Source organism: Bradyrhizobium sp. 132 (genome assembly GCF_023074185.1).
Classification (GTDB): Bacteria; Pseudomonadota; Alphaproteobacteria; order Rhizobiales; family Xanthobacteraceae; genus Bradyrhizobium.
Window position 1 is genome coordinate 152,152 of record NZ_JADPKY010000159.1, and the last position, 20,002, is coordinate 172,153.

19 protein-coding genes are annotated in these 20,002 nt (G+C 63.8%); 6 read left to right on the forward strand and 13 right to left on the reverse strand.

Annotation, left to right across the window (positions count from 1 at the left end; all coding sequences use genetic code 11):
- Positions 1 to 116 precede the first annotated feature (116 nt).
- A complete protein-coding gene (locus IVA74_RS35595) occupies positions 117 to 659 on the forward strand; it encodes a periplasmic heavy metal sensor (protein ID WP_247352124.1) in 543 nt (180 codons plus the stop codon).
- A gap of 41 nt (positions 660 to 700) precedes the next feature.
- Here the strand turns inward: IVA74_RS35595 and IVA74_RS35600 are convergent, their stop codons facing one another.
- From IVA74_RS35600 to IVA74_RS35610, 3 genes are all read right to left on the reverse strand, one after another.
- Entirely contained in the window at positions 701 to 1,630 is a 930-nt protein-coding gene (locus IVA74_RS35600) for an aspartyl/asparaginyl beta-hydroxylase domain-containing protein (RefSeq protein WP_247352126.1), read from the reverse strand.
- A gap of 134 nt (positions 1,631 to 1,764) precedes the next feature.
- On the reverse strand, positions 1,765 to 1,920 hold the full coding sequence (locus tag IVA74_RS35605) for a hypothetical protein (protein WP_247352127.1): 156 nt from the start codon (positions 1,918 to 1,920) through the stop codon (positions 1,765 to 1,767).
- Positions 1,921 to 2,067: 147 nt separating this feature from the next.
- On the reverse strand, positions 2,068 to 2,991 hold the full coding sequence (locus IVA74_RS35610) for a LysR family transcriptional regulator (RefSeq protein ID WP_247352129.1): 924 nt from the start codon (positions 2,989 to 2,991) through the stop codon (positions 2,068 to 2,070).
- A gap of 213 nt (positions 2,992 to 3,204) precedes the next feature.
- Here IVA74_RS35610 and IVA74_RS35615 point away from each other — a divergent pair, with 213 nt between their 5' ends.
- The 3 genes from IVA74_RS35615 to IVA74_RS35625 are packed head-to-tail and all read left to right on the forward strand — an operon-like array spanning position 3,205 to position 5,439.
- Complete coding sequence (locus IVA74_RS35615) at positions 3,205 to 3,915, forward strand: SDR family oxidoreductase (protein WP_247352131.1); 711 nt, start codon at positions 3,205 to 3,207, stop codon at positions 3,913 to 3,915.
- 15 nt (positions 3,916 to 3,930) lie between these two features.
- Complete coding sequence (locus tag IVA74_RS35620) at positions 3,931 to 4,167, forward strand: 4-oxalocrotonate tautomerase family protein (RefSeq protein ID WP_247352134.1); 237 nt, start codon at positions 3,931 to 3,933, stop codon at positions 4,165 to 4,167.
- 30 nt (positions 4,168 to 4,197) lie between these two features.
- Complete coding sequence (locus IVA74_RS35625) at positions 4,198 to 5,439, forward strand: MFS transporter (protein WP_247352136.1); 1,242 nt, start codon at positions 4,198 to 4,200, stop codon at positions 5,437 to 5,439.
- Between the two features lie 18 nt (positions 5,440 to 5,457).
- Here IVA74_RS35625 and IVA74_RS35630 read toward each other — a convergent pair whose 3' ends face one another.
- The 4 genes from IVA74_RS35630 to IVA74_RS35645 all read right to left on the reverse strand — a co-directional run bounded on the left by IVA74_RS35630 (position 5,458) and on the right by IVA74_RS35645 (position 11,238).
- Positions 5,458 to 6,918 carry an NAD(P)/FAD-dependent oxidoreductase gene (locus IVA74_RS35630; RefSeq protein ID WP_247352137.1) on the reverse strand — a complete coding sequence of 487 codons (1,461 nt, stop codon included), beginning with the start codon at positions 6,916 to 6,918 and terminating at the stop codon, positions 5,458 to 5,460.
- 159 nt (positions 6,919 to 7,077) lie between these two features.
- Positions 7,078 to 8,499, reverse strand: coding sequence for an adenosylhomocysteinase (gene ahcY, locus IVA74_RS35635; RefSeq protein WP_247352139.1), 1,422 nt, complete (start codon positions 8,497 to 8,499; stop codon positions 7,078 to 7,080).
- 127 nt (positions 8,500 to 8,626) lie between these two features.
- Complete coding sequence (gene metK / locus IVA74_RS35640; RefSeq protein ID WP_247352142.1) at positions 8,627 to 9,823, reverse strand: methionine adenosyltransferase; 1,197 nt, start codon at positions 9,821 to 9,823, stop codon at positions 8,627 to 8,629.
- A 59-nt stretch (positions 9,824 to 9,882) separates the two neighbouring features.
- Positions 9,883 to 11,238, reverse strand: a complete 1,356-nt coding sequence (locus IVA74_RS35645; protein ID WP_247352192.1) for a hypothetical protein — start codon at positions 11,236 to 11,238, stop codon at positions 9,883 to 9,885.
- Positions 11,239 to 11,413: 175 nt separating this feature from the next.
- On the opposite strand from IVA74_RS35645, the gene IVA74_RS35650 reads away from it, so the two are divergent.
- Positions 11,414 to 13,126: a caspase family protein gene (locus IVA74_RS35650; RefSeq protein ID WP_247352144.1), complete on the forward strand. Its 1,713-nt coding sequence runs from the start codon at positions 11,414 to 11,416 to the stop codon at positions 13,124 to 13,126.
- Positions 13,127 to 13,299: 173 nt separating this feature from the next.
- Here the strand turns inward: IVA74_RS35650 and IVA74_RS35655 are convergent, their stop codons facing one another.
- The 6 genes from IVA74_RS35655 to IVA74_RS35680 form a co-directional block, all read right to left on the reverse strand.
- Positions 13,300 to 14,418: a cobalamin-independent methionine synthase II family protein gene (locus IVA74_RS35655; RefSeq protein ID WP_247352145.1), complete on the reverse strand. Its 1,119-nt coding sequence runs from the start codon at positions 14,416 to 14,418 to the stop codon at positions 13,300 to 13,302.
- Between the two features lie 21 nt (positions 14,419 to 14,439).
- Positions 14,440 to 15,156, reverse strand: a complete 717-nt coding sequence (locus tag IVA74_RS35660; protein WP_247352147.1) for an ABC transporter ATP-binding protein — start codon at positions 15,154 to 15,156, stop codon at positions 14,440 to 14,442.
- A complete protein-coding gene (locus IVA74_RS35665; RefSeq protein WP_247352149.1) occupies positions 15,149 to 15,904 on the reverse strand; it encodes an ABC transporter ATP-binding protein in 756 nt (251 codons plus the stop codon). The genes IVA74_RS35660 and IVA74_RS35665 overlap by 8 nt, the downstream gene beginning before the upstream one ends.
- On the reverse strand, positions 15,901 to 16,929 hold the full coding sequence (locus tag IVA74_RS35670) for a branched-chain amino acid ABC transporter permease (RefSeq protein ID WP_247352151.1): 1,029 nt from the start codon (positions 16,927 to 16,929) through the stop codon (positions 15,901 to 15,903). The genes IVA74_RS35665 and IVA74_RS35670 overlap by 4 nt, the downstream gene beginning before the upstream one ends.
- A gap of 8 nt (positions 16,930 to 16,937) precedes the next feature.
- On the reverse strand, positions 16,938 to 17,807 hold the full coding sequence (locus tag IVA74_RS35675; RefSeq protein WP_247352153.1) for a branched-chain amino acid ABC transporter permease: 870 nt from the start codon (positions 17,805 to 17,807) through the stop codon (positions 16,938 to 16,940).
- A gap of 156 nt (positions 17,808 to 17,963) precedes the next feature.
- A complete protein-coding gene (locus IVA74_RS35680; protein WP_247352155.1) occupies positions 17,964 to 19,154 on the reverse strand; it encodes an ABC transporter substrate-binding protein in 1,191 nt (396 codons plus the stop codon).
- Positions 19,155 to 19,677: 523 nt separating this feature from the next.
- Here IVA74_RS35680 and IVA74_RS35685 point away from each other — a divergent pair.
- Positions 19,678 to 19,992: a hypothetical protein gene (locus tag IVA74_RS35685; RefSeq protein ID WP_247352194.1), complete on the forward strand. Its 315-nt coding sequence runs from the start codon at positions 19,678 to 19,680 to the stop codon at positions 19,990 to 19,992.
- The last annotated feature ends 10 nt before the right edge of the window (positions 19,993 to 20,002 follow it).

The following is a 20,002-nucleotide window of genomic DNA, read 5'->3' on the forward strand; positions in this document are numbered from 1 at the left end:
TTTGACCGCTCATCCATGCAATCTTGTTGCCATGGGGCGAACCGTCCAGCAAGATATGTGGAGAGCACCGGTGGAGACGATCAACGAACCCGGGCCCGATTTCATGGAGCCAGCTCATGAGACGCCTTATCCTGCTTGCGGCCACACTTATTGTCTCGTGCAACGCTGCCAGCGCGCAGTCCAGTCAGCCCTATGCTGGCCTTGAGCAGCGCCCCATCAAGGCGCTGTCGCACCAGCAGGTCGACGATCTTCGAACAGGTCGTGGCATGGGCTTGGCGCTTGCCGCCGAACTCAACGGATATCCCGGTCCGAGCCATGTTCTTGAGTTCGGTGATCGGCTTGACTTGACCGCGGATCAGCGCATCCAGGTTCAGCGCCTCTTCGATGCCATGAAGCAAGAGGCGGTCCCGCTGGGTAACAAGCTGGTCGAGCAGGAAACGGAGTTGGACCGGCTCTTCTCTGCCCGCGTCGTGACCCCGGAGTCACTCAAGGCGACCCTCGTTGCTATTTCGGAAACCCAGGCACTGCTCCGCGAAAGCCACCTCAAATATCATCTGTCGACAACAGCCTTGCTCGATCAGAGCCAAATGCAGCGATACGCGGAGCTGCGAGGTTACCAGCGCCCTGATAGCTCCGAAGGACACAAGCACCAGCACTAGAAAATGCTGACGGTTTGCTTCGCCACCCCATGCAAACGCGATCACCGCAATGCCGACATCACGATGAGGCCGAGGATCAGCGCCGTCAGCGAATATTTCAGCGTGTAGTAGACGTTGCGATTCCATTGCTTGACCTTGCGGCTCGCAAGGTGGATCTCGTAGAGCTTGCCGAACAGCTTGTTGAGGACGCCGACATCCTCGCCGTCGACGTTCTGCGTCGCCGACGTCTTGACGATGTGATGGCTGACCCAGCGGTTGATCGCGGTCATGAAGCCGTACTTCATCGGACGCTCGACGTCGCAGAACAGGATGATGCGGTTGACGTCGGTCTCATTCTCCGCGCTGTGGATGAAGGTCTCGTCGAACATGAAGGCCTCGCCGTCGCGCCAGACGCATTCGACGCCGTCGACCAGGACCCGGCACTTGTTCGAGTTCGGCGTGACGAGGCCGAGGTGGTAGCGCAGCGAGCCGGCGAAGGGATCGCGGTGGGCGCCGAGCTTGCCGCCCGGCGGCAGCATCGCGAACATCGCGCCATGCACGCTCGGGATAGAGTTGAGCAGCTCCACCGTCTTCGGGCACAGCGTGCGCGCCGAGGGTAGAAAGTCGTCGTACCATTTCAGGTAAAACCGCTTCCAGCCGCTCTTGAAGAACGAGTAGAAACCCCAATCGTTGTTCTTCGCCGCTGCGCGAATGAAGCCTTCGTCGAACAGGCGAACGGCCTCGTCGCGAATAGTCTCCCAATTCTCGCTGAGCGGCTTGAGCTCGGGAAACTGATCGACCGGGATCACCGGCCTGTTCGGCACCGCCGATCCCGCATACATCAGCACGTTGTAGGGCGAGAGATAGGTGGAGTGATCGCCGAGCTGGCGCGCGAAGCGCAGCCGGTGCTTGCCGCGGAAATGAATGTAGATCGTCGACGCCGCCAGCACATAGAGCATGACGAGCTGCGGTGCAAAAAGCTGTTTCAGCATCTCCCGTTCCCCCAGTGATCCAGCCGGGAACGTGATCTACCCCGACACCGCCCGACCGGCAAGATATTCACCGGTGGGTTGCAATCACGCTCGAGAGAGTAAGGACGGGTGACTTGAGGCTGAAACGAGCCGAATCAGAGCCGCGACAGCGCCTGGAGACCCTTGAAGGTCAGGCGCTTGGGGTCGGTTACGCCGGCGAGATAGAGCCGGCGGATGAAGGCGATGACGGCGTCGCGGTCGCAATCGGTCAACGCGACGACGGCGTCGACCGCGATCTTCTGGGCTTCCATTGGGCTCACCTCGACCTTGCAAGTAACCCCAGCCGAGACAGGCTAGGACTCCGCGGTTAATCCTGCGTTAACCGTTCGGCCAGCATGGCCGATTCACCGGGATGACCGAATACGCGAAACCCAACGCATTGCCGAGCGCGCAGCCGTTCAACGCGCCTTGATGCTCTTCTTCAGTTGCGCAAAGTGCTTCTTCAGCCGGGGCACGGCAAAGTCGGTGAAGGCTCGCACTTTGGGCACCGAGAGCCGGCCCTGCGGGCAGATCAAATGCGCGGGCATCTCCGGATCTTCGTCGCCGGCCAGCACGATCTCTAATTCGCCGCGCGTGACCTGCTCGGCTACCTGGTACGAATACATCCGCGCCACGCCACGCCCGGCGACGGCGGACGCCACGGCCGCATAGGTGCTGTTGACGGCGAGCCGCGGCGTGAACTGGACCGTCCGGGCTACCGACGAGCCGGCCTGCGGCGCAAAACTCCAGGAATTGGGAAGGTGCGCCATCGCGACGACCTGATGCTTGGCGAGATCGCCGGGCTCGGCGATGCGCGGGTGCTGCTTCAGATAGCGCGGTGATGCCACCACGACGCGGCTGATCTCGCCGACCCGCATCGCGACCATAGCCGAATCCGCGAGAGGACCGATGCGAAGCGCGACATCGACACCCTCCTCGATCAGATTGACCGCGCGGTCGAACAGCAGGAGTTTTGCCGTCACCGCCGGATAGGCGTCGAGAAACGCATCGAGGATCGGCCGCAGCACCATCTCGCCCGACACCACAGGGGCGGTGATCGTGAGCAGGCCGCGGGGGGCCGTGCGCGGACCGGCCGCGATGTCGTCGGCCTCCTCCAGCTCGGTCAGCACGCGGCGGCAGATCGCGACATAGCGCTCGCCCTCCTCGCTCAGCTTAATCGATCGCGTCGTCCGGTGCAGCAGCTCGGCACCGACGCGTTCCTCCAGAAAGGCGATGGCGCGGCTCACCGCCGCTGGCGAGCGGCCGAGCTTGCGCCCTGCGGCCGCGAGGCTGCCCTCGTCCACGGCAAGGACGAACACCTTCATCGCATCCAGACGATCCATACGTTTCCCGCCAGCCCATCAGAATCCGACTGCAAACTAGGCGTTCGCTCCCGTCGCGACAAGCATCGCCGACCGCCGGTCCGGCATTCGTTCGCGCCGCGAAAGAGTGTCTGCCGGACAGCGCGTATTCGCAGCCGGGCCATCGCGGCGTACCTCAGCGGGCAAGCCAGCCGCTGCTGGCGCAGGTTCTCAAGCCAACAACAGGAGCCCGTCATGGGTATTGAGCAGAAGGTCGCCATCATCACCGGAGCATCGCAAGGCATCGGCGCCGCACTGGTCCGGGGTTTTCGCGATCGGAACTATCGCGTCGTCGCAACCGCGCGCTCCATCAAGCCATCGGGCGACGATGATGTCCTTGCTATTCGCGGCGACATCGCCGACCGGAGCACCGCCGAACGCGTGGTCTCGCAAGCCATCGCCCGCTTCGGCCGCGTCGACACGCTGGTCAACAATGCCGGCATCTTCGTCGCGAAGCCGTTCACGCAGTATACGGCGGAGGACTACGCGGCGGTGATCGGGACCAATGTCGCAGGGTTCTTCCACATCACGCAGCTTGCCATCGCCGAGATGGAGAAGCAGGGTTCTGGCCACGTTGTCCAGATCACGACCACGCTCGCCGATCAGGCCAATTCGAACGTGCCCTCGGTGCTGGCCTCGCTGAGCAAGGGCGGGCTGAACGCCGCGACGAAGTCGCTGGCGATCGAATATGCCAAGCGCGGTATTCGCGTGAACGCGGTGTCGCCCGGCATCATCAAGTCGACGATGCACCCCGTGGCGACGCACGCGCAACTCGGCGCGCTGCACCCGGTGGGCCACATGGGCGAGACGTCCGACATCGTCGATGCCGTGCTCTATCTCGAGCAGGCGAGCTTCGTCACCGGCGAGATCCTGCATGTCGACGGCGGCCAGAGCGCCGGTCACTGAGCAGAGGAGAATCGAATGCCCATCGTCACCATTCAAGTGACTCGGGAGGGAACGACGCCGGGAGCGGCGTCGCTCACCGCGGAGGAGAAGGCGGCTCTGATCAAGGGATCAAGTCAGCTTCTCCTCGACGTACTCGGCAAGCCGCTCGATTCCACCTTCGTCGTGATCGAGGAGGTCGAGACCGAGAACTGGGGTTGGGGCGGGCTACCCGTGCCGGAATTCCGGCGTCGCCGCGCCACCCGGACAGGATGAGCCACGCGCCGTCGTGCACAAGAGGATGACATGACCGAGCTCAATGCAGATACCGAGCACAAGACCCGGCCGCATCAGCAGCCGGGATCAGACCTAAGATCGCCCCCGCAGCAAACCTGGCGATATGCCGGGGCGGGATTGTCGGCGTCGCTGGTCGGACTTGGCCTCGCCCGCTTTTCCTACACACCGCTGATCCCGGCGCTGATCGCCGCAAAGTGGTTCAGCGCGTCTGATGTTGTTTATCTCGGTGCGGCGAATTTGGCCGGCTATCTCGCGGGCGCGCTCGCGGCGCGGGCTGTGGCTACCCGCATCGGTGCGGTGCCTGCCCTGCGCGCGATGATGCTGCTTGCCACCCTCTCATTCTTTGCGAGTTCGACGCCGGTGTCGTTCACCTGGTTCTTTGCCTGGCGCTTCCTGTCCGGCCTCACCGGAGGAATCATCATGGTGCTGGCGGCCTCCGTCATTCTGCCGCACACTTCGACCGCGCGGCGCGGCATCGTCGGCGGCGTGATCTTTGCGGGCGTCGGGCTCGGCGTCACAGCGTCGGGCTCGCTGGTGCCGCTGCTGCTGCAACTGGGCCTGCAGCAGAGCTGGTATGGGCTTGGTGCGCTATCCGGCCTGCTCACGCTTGTGAGCTGGTGGAGCTGGCCCACTGAGGCCAAGGCCGATGCGGCGCCTTCGCATCACGCGAAGCACGACCATGCTTCGCCCGCTGTCCGCGCCCTGCTGGTCCAATACGGCCTCAACGCGGTGGCTCTGGTGCCGCACATGGTCTTCATCGTCGATTTCGTCGCGCGCGGCCTCGGCCAGGGCATTGCGGCCGGCTCGCGCTACTGGGTGCTGTACGGCCTTGGCGCAATCGTCGGCCCGCTGGTCACCGGCCATCTCGGCGACCGGTCGGGCTTCGGCCCAGCGCTGCGCGCCGCCTTCCTGATCGAAGCAGCCGCCGTGCTGCTCCCGACGGTCAGTACCGCACCTCTCTCGCTGATCGTGTCGAGCGTGGTGGTCGGCGGCTTCACACCCGGTATTGTGCCGCTGGTGCTCGGACGCATCCATGAGCTGGTCCCACACCCTACCGAGCAACAGCGCGCGACGTGGAGCCACGCCACGACCAGCTTCGCGCTGTTCCAGGCGGCGGCGGCCTATGGTTTCTCCTGGATCTACGCGCAAACCGGGGGCGACTATCTGGTTCTGTTCGCACTCGGCGGCGGCGCCGTGGTGATGGCTCTTGCGATCGATCTCGCCCTCGCGCTCACCACGCGCAAGGCATAGAAGCTGGCGGCGACGCGATCAGGAATACCGCATCACGCCGTCGTCGATCCGGCCGAACCGCAAGGAGACGATGTCGAACGCATAGTTCTGGTAAAGCCGCCACGGCTGCTTCGAGCCTTGCTTCGGCATCTTCGCGACTGAGCGCTGCACGTAACCGGAGGTGAAATCGAGCGACGGCTGCCCGGTGATCTCCGGGTCGTCATTATGCGGCATGCACTGCCGGAAATTGTGCCGGTCCATGTAATTGATGAGCCGGCAGACATATTCGCAGGTGAGGTCGCATTTCAGCGTCCATGATGCGTTGGTGTAACCGAACGCCGAAGCCATGTTCGGCACGTCGGCGTACATCATGCCCTTGTAGGTCAGCGTATCGGCGAAATCGACGGCGCGGCCGTCGACACTGATGTCGAGACCGCCGACGACCTGGAGCACCAGCCCCGTCGCGGTCACGACGATGTCGGCCGCAAGCTCGCTGCCGTCCTTCAGGCGGATGCCGTCGTGCGTGAACGTGTCGATCTCTTTGGTGACCACGGAGGCGCGCTGCTCGCGGATCGCCTTGAACAGATCGCCATCCGGCACGAGGCAGAGCCGCTGGTCCCAGGGATTGTAGCGCGGCGTGAAATGGGTCGCGACGTCATAGTCGGAGCCGAGGGCCATCTGTACGCCCTTGAGAACCAGCGCCTTCACTTTCGCCGGGCGGCGGCGACTGAGCTGGAAGAAGAACATCCCCCACATCACGTTGCGCCATCGGATCAGGTGATAGGCAAGGCGCGTCGGCAGATTGCGGCGCAATTTGTTGGCGACGGGATCCTGCGCCGGACGCGACACCACATAGGTCGGCGAGCGCTGGAGCATCGTGACCCGCGCAGCCGTCTTGGCGAGCTCCGGCACCAGCGTCACCGCGGTCGCGCCCGAGCCGATCACGACGACGCGCTTGCCCGCGCAGTCAATGTCGTCGGTCCATTTCTGCGGATGCACGATGCGGCCGGCGAAATCCGCGACGCCCGAAAACTCCGGCGTGTAGCCCGCCTCGTATTTGTAATAGCCCGAGCACATGAACAGAAAATTGCAGGTGAAGCGCACGGTTTCGGCCGCGCCCTCGCCCGTGATGCGCTCGACCTCGATCGTCCAGCGCGCCTCACTCGTCGACCACGCCGCACGCTTGACACGATGGCGGAAGCGAATGTGCTTCTCGATGCCGTTCTCGGCTGCGGTTTCGCGCACATAATTCAGGATCTGCGACCCGTCGGCGATCGCCTTCGGGTCGGTCCACGGCTTGAAGGAATAGCCGAGCGTGAACATGTCGCTGTCGGAGCGGACGCCGGGATATCGAAACAGGTCCCAGGTGCCGCCGATGCAGTCGCGCCCCTCGAGGATGACGTAGCTCTTGCCCGGGCATTTGGTCTGAAGATGATAGCCCGCGCCGATGCCGGACAGGCCGGCGCCGACGATCAGCACATCGAAATGGTCTTGGGCCATGGTTTCCTCCGCCGCCAAGGATTGTCTGACCGAGACGATCGCGCGTCAACTAGCAATCGGCCCTGACACAACTGCGAGGAGACACGTGCGTCGCGCTCAAAACAACAAAGCCCCAGATCGCTCCGGGGCTTTGCGTCGATGATCGATACGATCAGCGCCTCAGTACCGATAGTGGTCCGACTTGTACGGACCTTCCTGCTTGACGCCGATGTAGTCGGCCTGGTCCTTACGCAGTTCGGTGAGCTTGACGCCGATCTTGGCAAGGTGCAGGCGCGCGACCTTTTCGTCGAGCGACTTCGGCAGCACGTAGACTTCCTTCTTGTACTTGCCGTCCTTGTTGTTGGCGAAAAGCTCGATCTGCGCCAGCGTCTGGTTGGTGAAGGAGGCCGACATCACGAACGAGGGATGGCCCATGGCGTTGCCGAGATTCACCAGGCGGCCTTCCGACAGCATGATGATGCGGTGCTTGTCGGGGAATTCGATCTCATCGACCTGCGGCTTGACGTTGGTCCACTTCAAGTTGCGCAGACCCGCGATCTGAATCTCGTTGTCGAAGTGGCCGATGTTGCAGACGATGGCGCGATCCTTCATCGCGCGCATGTGCTCGATGGTGATGATGTCCTTGTTGCCGGTCGCGGTGACGAAGATGTCGGCGCGGGGGGCGGCGTCTTCCATGGTCACGACTTCGTAGCCTTCCATCGCAGCCTGGAGCGCGCAGATCGGATCGACTTCAGAGACCAGCACGCGGCAGCCGGCCTGGCGCAGCGAGGCGGCCGAACCCTTGCCGACGTCGCCGAAGCCCGCGACCATCGCGACCTTGCCCGACATCATCACGTCGGTGCCGCGACGGATGCCGTCGACCAGCGATTCACGGCAGCCATAGAGGTTGTCGAACTTCGACTTGGTGACGCTGTCGTTGACGTTGATGGCAGGCCACAGCAGTGTGCCCGCCTTCTGCATGTCATACAGACGATGCACGCCCGTGGTGGTTTCTTCGGAAACGCCCTTGATGCTCTTGGCGATCCCGGCGAAGTAGCCCTTCGGCTTTTCCTTGAGCTGCTTCTTCAGAAGCGCGAAGAATACTTCCTCTTCTTCCGAACCCGGGTTGTCCAGGAACTTGGTGTCGCCGTTCTCGGCGCGCAGACCGAGATGGACGTACATGGTGGCGTCGCCGCCGTCGTCGAGGATCATGTTCGGGTGACCGCCGCCGTGCCAGTCGAACAGCTTGGCGGTGTAGTCCCAGTATTCGGTGAGGCTCTCGCCCTTGACCGCGAACACCGGAATGCCGGCGGCCGCGATCGCGGCCGCGGCGTGGTCCTGCGTCGAGTAGATGTTGCAGGAGACCCAGCGGATGTCGGCGCCGAGTGCGGCCAGCGTCTCGATCAGCACGCCAGTCTGGATCGTCATATGCAGTGAGCCGGCGATGCGTGCGCCCTTCAGCGGCTGCTTCGGGCCGTATTCTTCCCGCGTGGCCATCAGGCCGGGCATCTCGGTCTCGGCCAGCGAGAGTTCCTTGCGGCCGAAATCGGCGAGCGAAATGTCCTTGACGATGTAGTCGGTGAAGCCGGGCTTCGCATTCATAGCGGAGGTCCTGTTGTTGAATTGGTCATTCCGAGTCGCCCTCGAAGAGACGAACGCGGAATCTCGATACGATGGATAAGGTTCCGGGTTCGCCGCTGTCGCGGCGCCCCGGAAATGACGTCGATGATCAGACGGCGCGCTTGAGCGCTTCGACGAGATCGGTCTTCTCCCAGGAGAAGCCGCCCTCGTTGTCCGGCGTGCGGCCGAAATGGCCGTAGGCGGAGGTGCGCGCATAGATCGGGCGGTTGAGATCGAGATGGCTGCGGATGCCGCGCGGGGTGAGATCCATCGCCTTGGCAGCGGCCTTCTCGAGCTGATCCTCCGACACCTTACCGGTGCCGTGGGTGTCGATGTAGATCGACAGCGGGCGCGCCACGCCGATGGCGTAAGCGAGCTGCAGCGTGCAGCGATCGGCGAGACCGGCCGCGACGATGTTCTTGGCAACGTAGCGGGCAGCGTAAGCCGCGGAGCGGTCGACCTTGGTCGGATCCTTGCCGGAGAACGCGCCGCCGCCGTGCGGGGCCGCACCACCGTAGGTGTCGACGATGATCTTGCGGCCGGTCAGGCCGGAATCGCCGTCGGGACCGCCGATGTAGAACTTGCCGGTCGGGTTGATGTGCCAGATGGTCTTCGCCGTGATCCAATCCTTCGGCAGCGCCTCGCGCACGTAGGGCTCGACGATGTCGCGAATTTGCTTGGACGAGATGTCCTCGACGAGATGCTGATGCGACACCACGATCTCGCGCACGCCGACCGGCTTGCCGTTCTCGTACTGCACGGTGACCTGGCTCTTGGAGTCAGGGCCCAGCACCTTCTCGCGGCCGGAGTGGCGCGCTTCGGAGATGAGGCGGAGGATCTTGTGGGCGTAGAAGATCGGCGCCGGCATCAGATCGGGCGTCTCGTTGGTGGCGTAGCCGAACATGATGCCCTGGTCGCCCGCGCCTTCTTCCTTGACTTCGCCCGGCTGCAGCGCATCGACGCCCTGCGCGATGTCGGCGGACTGCGGATGCAAGAGGATCTCGATGTCAGCGGTGTTCCAGTGGAAGCCGTCCTGCTCGTAGCCGATGTCCTTGATCGCGGCGCGGACGACGCCTTCGATCTGCTCGTTGGTGACGGATGCGGGACCGCGGGTCTCGCCGGCGATCACGACCTTGTTGGTGGTCGCGAGCGTTTCGCAGGCGGCACGAATTTGCCAGGGATCGATGCCTGCTTTCGGTCCTTCGCGGTAGAACAGATCGACGATCTCGTCGGAGATCCGGTCGCACACCTTGTCCGGATGGCCTTCGGACACGGACTCGCTGGTGAAGAGATAGGACGCGCGCATCAGTAACCCCTTGTTCCGCCGCTAGCTGGCGGACGTTGCGATATTTAGCTTGGATGATGTCAATCACGCCGGCGCGAGATGACGTAGGATTCGTCGAGAAACCAGAGCCCATTGTACTTTCGCAGCACGTCCCTGGCGGCATCCAGAGTGCGGCCGTTTTGAGTCATTTCTGTCAACCGGTCGTCCTCGATCTGAGCGACGTACACTGCCGCATTCCACGCTGCAAAGGCCGTCGAGGTGCCGATAGTGCCTGTCACCTCGTTGGGCAGAGCTTCCATATCATACCTGAAGATCGAGCGGTTATCCGCATAAGCATTAAAATTTAAGTCGCGGCCCACCGAGCCGAGCTCGTACTTCACTGCGCGCAATAGCTCATGACGGCTCACTGAGAAAGGATTTTCTCCGGGCCAGATCGCCTGGATCATTTCCATGCCCGGATCCTGGCCGTGGGAGTGAATTCCGATCAGGCGGCCGCCTGCCCGCAAGGCCCGCGCCAGGGGCGCAATGATCCGTTTTGCCCGAAAATTGACCGAGGACAGCGCGCGGTATGGCTGGGATGCAATAACGAGGTCGAAATTGGCCTCGGTCTGGCCTGGCCGCGGAATGGTCGAATCGAGCAGAAATCGCTGGTCTTCCCGGTAAAGCACCAGCACGACAGGCCGCTCATACAGCGGCATGCCCGTGCGCGGGCTGACCGCCGCACGCCAATTCTGCTCCAAAAACGGCTTCAGCTCCGCGATCTGGGTCTCGAACTCGCCCGAGGAAGCCCCCCGCAAGGGAACCTCGTGCCAGACCGTCGCCGCGGCCGCCGCGGGCGATGCCGGCGTGAGCCAGGGCGCCTCGGAGTAGAACATGTTGGTAAAGACGAACACCGACGCCGGATGCTCGAAAATGCGATCCGGAACCTTCTCCAGCGTCAGGCGGAGGTCCTCGAGGCTGAGCTCCTTGCCGGCGACATAGAACGGCATGTGCGGAAAGCGCTGATGCATCGAGCGCAGCACGCGCGCCAGCACCGTGCCGTCGCCCACGCCGGCGTCGAACACGCGCAGCGCCGGGGGCCGCGGATGGATGCTGGCAAGCTCCAGCGCCACGCGCTCGGCGACCACCCGCTTCTCACTGCAAGTGTGGACGAACAGCAGGTATTTCTGGCGGTTCTCGAAAAAGCGGAAATTGCCGCGCGGATCGCGCTTTTCCGGCGGCACCTGAAGCCCCCGCGGGGGCGGCACGCCGCCGGCCATCGATGCGGCCATGTAGGCCTGGATCCGGTCCAGCGTGTCGATGGTAATGCGCTTGCCCTCGCGCAAGCGGTGCACGAGCTTCCCATCGTTCACCGCGCGCCGGCCGAACGTCGACTCCGCCATGTCCGCCTTACGGCAGAACTCGGTGATTTGGCTCAGGATTTCGTCGTTCTTCATGGAGTGGGACGCGGTGGGCAGAAGGGTTGGGTACTGCCTCCTAGCAAAATCTGCCCACCGAGGGAATAGGGGATCGCGCCGCCCTCCGTTTGCCGTGTGCACAACGGCGAGGCCGTGAACCACGGCGCCCCGCCGGACAACAAACAGACGCCTCTCCTCAACGGGACCACCGCCAATGCGTCGCCTGCTCGTCGCGTTCTGCCTGCTCGCCGCAACCCTGTGGTCGGCGCCCGCTTTTGCGCAGGCGCGCAGCCAGCTTGGGCCGCTCTGCACTACCGACACCACGCCGGCGGATCAGATGATCGACGCCTGCACCAGGATCATTGCGCTGAAGGTGTTCAAAGGCGAGCAGCTCGCGACGGTCTACTTCTGGCGCGCGGTAGGCTGGAACAAGAAGGGCGATTACGCCAAGGTCATCACTGACGCCACGGAAGCGATCCGGCTCCAGCCGAACCAGGCACTCCACAACCTGCGCGGTTCGGCGTATTACGACAAAGGCGACTACGAGATCGCAGTCGCCGATTTCGACGATGCGCTGAAGCTCGGCCCGCCTGATGGCACCATCTTCCACAATCGCGGCAATGCCTGGCGCGGCAAAGGCGGTTACGCCAAGGCGATCGCCGACTACGACATGTCGATCACGGCCAATCCAAAATCGGCATTCTCGTACCAGAATCGCGGCATCTCCAAGGAGGCGCTCGGGGACCTCGACGGCGCGCTCGCCGATATCAACCAGGCGATCCGGCTCGACCCGACGCTGCCGCAGCCGCTGATCAACCGGACCGCCATCTGGCGTGTCAGAGGCGATTACGATCGCGCGATTGCCGACGGCAGCGAAGCGATCCGGCTCGCGAAGGAAAAGCCGCCCGTCAACATCCTGACGCCGCCGAACAGCGTGCTGATCTCGGGCTACACCCATCGCGCGCTCGCCTATGAGGCAAAAGGCGACTACCCGCACGCGCGAGACGACTACAAGGCGACGCTGGCGATCGTGGCATCCGATGCCGGCAGCAAGGCCAACCAGGCCACCGCAAAGGTGCGGCTGTCGCTGGTCGCGGACGCAAGCGCGCCGATCCCGCGCGATGCCCCGTCAGCAGTGACGCAGCCGGCACAGGCACCGGCGCCTCAGCAAACGAACACAGCCCCCTCACCTGCTCCGGACACTCGCGGCACGCGCATGGCGCTGATCATCGGCAACGGCGCCTATGCGCATGTCAAGGCACTGCCCAATCCGCCCAACGACGCACGCGCCGTCGCGAAGAGACTGCGCGACATCGGCTTCACCGTGTCGGAAGGCGTCGATCTCGACCGCGCAACGATGCAGAGGATGACGCGCGATTTTTTGCGGGAGGCGGCGCGGGCGCAGGTGGTGGTGGTTTATTATGCCGGCCACGGCGTGCAGGTCGACGGCCGCAACTATCTCATTCCGGTCGACGTCGAACTCAAGCCGGGCGCGAGCATGACGGACGCGATGATCGACATGGACACGATCATGGCCGGCCTCGACGACCAGGTCCGCACCAACATTCTGATCTTCGATGCCTGCCGCAATAATCCGATGGCACAACGGGTCGCATCGGCCGGCACCAACCGCGCCCTCGAGGGGGCCTCGGGCCTCGCAGCGCCAACCAGCCTGGGGACGGGCGCGACGCTCGGCGCGGGCACGCTGATCGCCTTCGCTACCGCACCGGGCCAGGTCGCGCTCGACGGCGAAGGCGCCAACTCGCCGTTCTCCGCCGCGCTCTCCCGCCATCTCGGCACGCCCGGCCTGGAAGTACAGCAGATGCTGACGCGGGTGCGGGCAGAGGTGGTCTCGAGCACGAAAAACAAGCAGGTGCCGTGGTCGAACTCGTCCCTGCTGGGCGAGGTTTATCTGGCGGAGAAGTGAGATATTCTCGTGCCCCGGACGCAGCGCAGCGCCTCTTCAGCGGTGCGCTGCAGAGCCGGGGCCCATGTCTCCGCGATGCAGTTCGTGGCCTTCTGGGTCCCGGCTCTGCGCAGCAACGCTAAAGCGTTGCAGCGCGTCCGGGACACGAGCGAGGCGAGCGTCGCACCAGCCTGTCAGTTGCCCCACACTTCCTTTGCGATCTCCACCGCAAGGCCGAGCTTGGCCCACTGCTCTTCTTCGGAGAGGACGTTGCCCTCTTCCGTCGACGCAAAACCGCACTGCGGGGAGAGCGCAAGCTGCTCAAGCGGCACGAACTTGGCGGCTTCTTCCAGACGGCGCTTGATGGCGTCCTTGTTCTCGAGCTCGCCGAATTTCGAGGTGATGACACCGACCACGACGACCTTGTTGCCTTTGGGCAGGAAGCGCAGCGGCTCGAAGCCACCGGCGCGGTCGCTGTCGTATTCCAGGAAGTAACCGTCGTAATTTGTGCCGGCGAGCATGGTCTCGGCCACGGGCTCGTAGCCGCCTGAAGAAATCCAGGTCGAGCGGAAATTGCCGCGGCAGACATGGGTCGTTACCACCATGTCGGCCGGCTTCTCGGCCAGCGCGTAGTTGATGATGCGCGCATAGATCTGCTGGAGACCCTCGGGATTGTCGCCGCGCTCGCGTGCCTTCTGCAATTCGTCCTGCGAGCAGAGATAGGCCCACACGGTGTCGTCGAACTGGAGATAGCGGCAGCCGGCGTCGTAGAACGCCTTCACGGCCTTGCGGTAGGTCTTGCCGAGGTCCTCGTAGAAGGCGTCGAGATCGGGATAGACGTCCTTGGAGATCGCCTTGCGGCCGCCGCGAAAGTGCAGCACCGCCGGCGACGGGATCGTCATCTTGGCGGTGACGTGAGCCTGATCGGCGACCTTCTTCAGGAAACGGAAATGGTCCAGCATCGGGTGGTCATCGGGAAAGTCGAGCTTGCCGATCACACGCACCGCGTCGTGCCGCGTCTCGACGCCCGCGAACTGGATGCCCGTGTCGGGGTGGAACATTTCACAGCCGGTGAGCTTGGCCAGGAAGTCGAAATGCCACCAGGAGCGGCGGAATTCGCCGTCGGTTGCGAGCTTCAGGCCGACCGAGGCCTGCTTGTGCACGACCTTCTCGATCTCCATGTCCTCGATCTTGCGCAGATCGTCGGCCGAGATCTCCCCCTTCTCCAGCCTGGCGCGGGCTTCCTTGATCTTGGCAGGACGCAGAAGGCTGCCGACCTCGTCGGCGCGGAAGGGGGCTTTGGTTCGCTGCATTCTTCTAACTCCCGGGAATCTCTAGTGGGCCGCCGCCCCTGCGACGCCGAGGTGGCGCTCCAGCACCGACGGGTCGGCCTTCAGCGCGGCGCTCGGGGCGTCGTGGACGATCGTTCCGCGCTCCAATATCACAACGCGGTCGGCCAGCCCCAGAATCTTTTGGGCATTCTGCTCGACGATGATCGAGCAGATGCCGCCCGCCCGAGTGATGGCGCCGATCGCCTTTAACAGCTCCTCGACGATGATGGGGGCAAGGCCCTCGGTCGGCTCGTCCAGGAGAAGGACCTTCGGATTGAGGGTCAGTGCGCGGCCAATCGCCAGCATCTGCTGCTCGCCACCGGAGAGCTGGTTGCCAAAATTGCTCCGCCGCTCCTTCAGCCGCGGGAACATCTCGTAGACCCTCTCGACGGTCCAGGAACCGGGCTGGGCCACCGCGGTCATGTTTTCTTCTACCGTGAGCGAGCGAAAGATATTGCGCTCCTGCGGCACCCAGCCGATGCCGGCGCGCGCCCGCTGGTCGGGCCGCAAGGTCGTGACGTCAGCACCGGCCAGTTCGACAGTGCCGGAGAAGCGCCGGGTGACGCCGACGATCGAATTGATCAGCGTGGTCTTGCCGGTGCCGTTGCGCCCCAACAGCGCCAGCACCTGGCCCTCGGCGAGACGGAGGGACATGTTCGGCAGCACCACCGCTTCGCCATAGCCGGCGCGAAGCGAGTCGATCGCGAGCAGGTCAGACATTGACCGCCTCCTCGCCGAGATAGACCGCCTTGACCTGCGGGTCGCGCGCGACCTGCTCGGGCGGGCCTTCGGTGAGCAGCGCGCCCGAGACCAGCACCGAGATGCGGTCGGCAAAGGAGAAGACAAGGTCCATGTCGTGCTCGATCAGGAGCACGGTGACGTCGCGCGGCAGGCTGCCTACGACGGCGAGAATGTCGTGGCGCTCGCTCTCGGGCACGCCTGCGGCAGGCTCGTCCAGCAGCAGCACGCGCGGCTTGCCCGCGATCGCGACCGCGATCTCGAGCAGGCGCTGCTTGCCGTACGGCAGCGTCACGGTCTGTTCGTTCATGACGTCGAGCAGATGGAAACGCGTCAGGAGGTCGGCGATCTCGCCGTTGACGTCGCTGCGCGTGCCCATCCGCCGCCACCAGTCGCCGCCATGGCCGAGGCGCTCGGAAACCGCGAGACCGATGGTCTCGAGCGGCGTCAGGTCGGGATAGAGCTGGTTGATCTGGAAGGTGCGTGACAGGCCGCGCAACACGCGCTTGTGCACGGGAATATCGGTGATGTCCTGGCCTTCAAGCAGAATGCGGCCGGAGTTCGGCTTGAGCACGCCGGTGAGCTGGTTGATGACCGTGGTCTTGCCGGCGCCGTTCGGACCGATCAGCGCGTGGCGGGCGCCTTGTTCGATTTTTAGAGACAAGTCGCGGGTGACGCGCAGCCCGCCGAACTGCTTTTCGAGATTTTGGGTTTCGAGCGCGATGGTCATGCGTCGCTCTCCGGCACGGCAACCACGGCCTTGCGCCCGGCAATCTGTTTGATGACCAGGTTCGGCAAATACAGCACCCAGCGATGCAGGCGCTGACGGCCGATCAGGACGATCACGACCAGCACCAGGCCGATCCAGAACTGCCAGTATTGCGGGGTGATGGTGGAGAACAATTCCTGGAGCATGCGGAACAGCACCGCGCCAACCAGCCCGCCATAAAGATAGCCGGTGCCTCCGATCACGAGCACCAGCATCAGGTCCGCCGAGCGCTCGAAGGCGAACACATCGAGCGAGGCGATCGCGGTGGTCTGGGTGAACAGCGCACCGGCGATGCCGGCATAGAACGCCGCGAGCGTGTAGATCGCGATCAGGCGGCGGTTGACGGGGATGCCGATGGCGGCAGCGCGCAGCGGATTGTTCTTGATCGCCCGCAATGACAGGCCGAACGGGGAATGCACGACGCGGCGGGCGAACAGGAACAACAGGAACAGAACGGCGAGCGAATAGAAAAATCCGGTCTTGCCGAACATGTCGAACGGGATTTCGCCGAATATCGGCTGCATCTCGATGCCTTGCAGCCCGTCGGTGCCGCCGGTGAGGTTGGAGAAGCGTTCGGCCAGCGCCTCAAGCAGCAGCGCGATGCCGAGCGTCACCATCAGCCGCGTCAGGTCGGCGCCACGGATCACCAGGAAACTGGTGGCAAAGCCGAGCACCATCGCGACAAGGCCGGCGACGACAAGCGCAAGCACGGGCTCGTTGACGATCCCGTCCAGCGCAAGAAGCCCCGCCGCATAGGCGCCAACGCCGAAGAAGGCGGCATGGCCGAGCGAGACGATGCCGGCGTAGCCGAGGACGAGGTCGAGCGACATCGCAAACAGCGCCAGCCGCAGGATGTCGGTCATGATCAAATAGCGCGTGGGAAATGCGAAGCCGCAGGCCAGCACGATCAGCCAGAAGGCGGCCTCGCCATAGTGCCAGCGTGCCTGGCGCTGGGCGTGAAAGCCGACGTCGGAGGAGGCGCTCATCGGCGAACTCAACGCGCGGCCGTGCGGCCGAACAGACCGTTCGGGCGCCAGATCAGGATCACGATCATCATGGTGTAGATCACGAAAGGTCCCATCTTCGGCACATAATATTTTCCGGCCACGTCGCCGATGCCGAGCAGGAGCGAGGCCAGAAACGGGCCGGTGATCGAGGACGAGCCGCCGACGGTGACCACGATCAGGAAGTAGATCATGAACTTCAGCGGGAAATACGGGTCGAGGCCGAGGATCTCGGCGCTCAGCGCGCCGCCGAGGCCGGCGAGGCCGCAACCGAAGGCAAATGTAAAGGCGAACACCTGCGGCACGTTGATGCCGAGGCCGCTCGCGGCGCGGGGATCATCGACCGCGGCGCGCAGGCGGCTGCCGAACCGGGTCTTGGCCAGCACCATCTGGAGACCGATGGTGAGCAGCCCGCAGATCACGATGATCATCAGGCGGTAGCGACCGATGCCGACGCCCAACACGTCGAACTGGCCCTGGAGCGCGGCCGGCAGGTTGATGAAGACCCGCGACGAGCCCTGGATGTAATCGACAGCCGCGACCGACATGAAGGTAAGACCAATGGTGAACAGCACCTGGTCGAGATGGCTGCGCGCGTAGAGGTGCCGGTACAGCGTGCGCTCGAGCACGATGCCGATCGCAGCAGCGGAGACGAAGGCAAGCGGAAGTGCGGCGAAGAACGGCCAGCCCATCCGGTTGACCAGCACCATGCAGACATAGCCGCCGGCCATGGCGAAGGCGCCGTGGGCGAGGTTGACGAAGTTCATCAGGCCGAGCGTGACCGCAAGCCCGCAAGCGAGCACGAACAGCAGCATGCCGTAGGCAACGCCATCGAACAGGTTGGTGAGGATAGAGGTCATCGTCTCAGCTTGGACTTGGGCGTCATGGCCGGGCTTGTCCCGGCCACCCACGTTCTGTCTGGTGTTTCTTTTCCCGGCTTTGCGTGGATGCCCGGGACAAGCCCGGGCATGACGCAGACACCGGAGGCGGGCTCCGGGATGACGCGCTTTCGCGCGTCACTTCTTGGTCTTACCGAGATCCTTGACAGCCTCGAAGGTCGCGAACTCGACGTTGTAGAGCTCGCCGTCGACCTTCTCGACCTTGCGGATGTAGATGTTCTGCACGATGTCGCGGGTCTCGGGGTCGATCGAGATCGGGCCGCGCGGGCTCTCCCACTTCTGGCCCTTCATGGCTTCGACCAGCTTGGTGCCGTCGGTGTCGCCGTTGGTCTTCTTCAGCGCTTCGTAGATCAGGTGAATGCCGTCATAGCCGCTCACCGCCATGAAGCCCGGCCGGTTTCCGTACGCCTTCTTGTAGGCCGCGACGAAATCCTTGTTCATCTGCGAGGGATGCGCCGCCGAATAGAGGTGCGCGGTGACCGTGCCCAGCACGGCGTCGCCCATGTTGTTGAGGAGGTCGTCGTCGGTGACGTCGCCCGGTCCGATCACCTTGATGCCGGCCTTGTCGAGCCCACGCTCGGCATACTGCTTCATGAAGTTGCCGCCCTGGCCGGCCGGCACGAACACGAAGATCGCGTCGGGTTTTGCGTCCTTCATGCGCTGGAGGAACGGTGCGAAATCGGGATTGGCAAGCGGCGTCTTCACCTCTTCGACCACCTCGCCGCCGCCGGCGGTGAAGTTCTGCTTGAAGAAGTTGAGCGCGTCATTGCCCGGCGCATAGTCCGAGGTCAGCGTCGCCACCTTCTTGATGCCGTTCTTCACCGCCCAGTCGGCGATGATGGTGGAGGACTGCGCCAGCGTGAAGCTGGTGCGCACGATATAGGGCGAGCGCTCGGTGATGATGGAGGTGCCGGCCGCCATCACGACTTCCGGGATCTTGGCCTGCGTCGCGAGCGGAGCCGCAGCGAGCGCGGCCGGCGTCACGCCAAAGCCGGCGATGAAATTGACCTTGTCGTTGACGATCAGTTCCTGCGCGGCCGTCTTGGTCTTGTCCGGCACCGCGCCGTCGTCCCTGAGGATGATCTCGATCTTCTTGCCGGCGACGGTGTCGCCGTTCTGCTGCATGTAGAGCTTGATCGCGTTCTCGATCTGCTTGCCGGTCGAGGCCTGGCCGCCGGTCATCGGCAGGATCAGGCCGACCTTGACGCTGTCCTCGGCCTTGGCCGGAGCGACGGCAGCAAGGCCGGCGATGGCGGCCACTGCTGCGGCCCAAACAGCCTTATGAGACAATTGTTTGCGTTCGAACATCAGATGTCCCTCCCCTTCATTCCTGATCTCTTGTGCGCCGGACCGAGTGCCGGTCCTTGCGCTAAGTTTAGGTCACGCACGCGTGATGTCGCGCGCCACAAGGCGTCTTTCGCGCCCTTATTGTCAATCGGACGTTTGGCGACCATTCGGCGCAAGCCGAGTGTTCCGATTGCCGACATCCGAAAGCGATGTCGGAGTTACGTCAGGGTAACCCGGGCATCGCGACTGCGGTCGTCATCATTTGTACGATTGTACAAGTAAAATGGACCTGTCAACGAAAAAACCCCCTCGCTGATCAAGCCACTTTGCCGCGAGCCCTTGCCGGGGTCTACAAGCGCAGCCAGCCGGGTGGATGGAGGATTTCGCCTTTCATTTGCAGAATTTGAATATCTTCGTGGCTTGGATCGGCATTCTTCGGTATCTTATTACCTACCTCGAATAAGTCTCTTTTATCTTGTTGAAGGCTACTCTCACGGCGCCAGCCCTGGCGTCCAAAATGACTGACCTCGCGCGTGCCGGTACAATGCCCAAGTCTTTTCGTTCCCTCCTGATCCTCCTCGCACTCGCCGGGGGGCTATCCGGCTGCGGCACCATGAACGAAAAGCTCTCGTCCGGCATGGGCGACTACGTCCCGCAATGGGCCGGCGGCTTGCCGGCGGACGCCCCGCCGCGGGCGGGCACGCCGCAATACGATGCCTACATGAAGGAGCGCGAGCGCAAGCGGCTGATGCCGGCGGCCGATCGCGAAAAGGAAGAGCAGGAGCCGCTCCAGCCCGCAGCACCACGCGACGAGGTCAAAGCTGGCCGGAGCAGGCTTGACCCCGCGCAACAGCGTTGATTGTAAACGG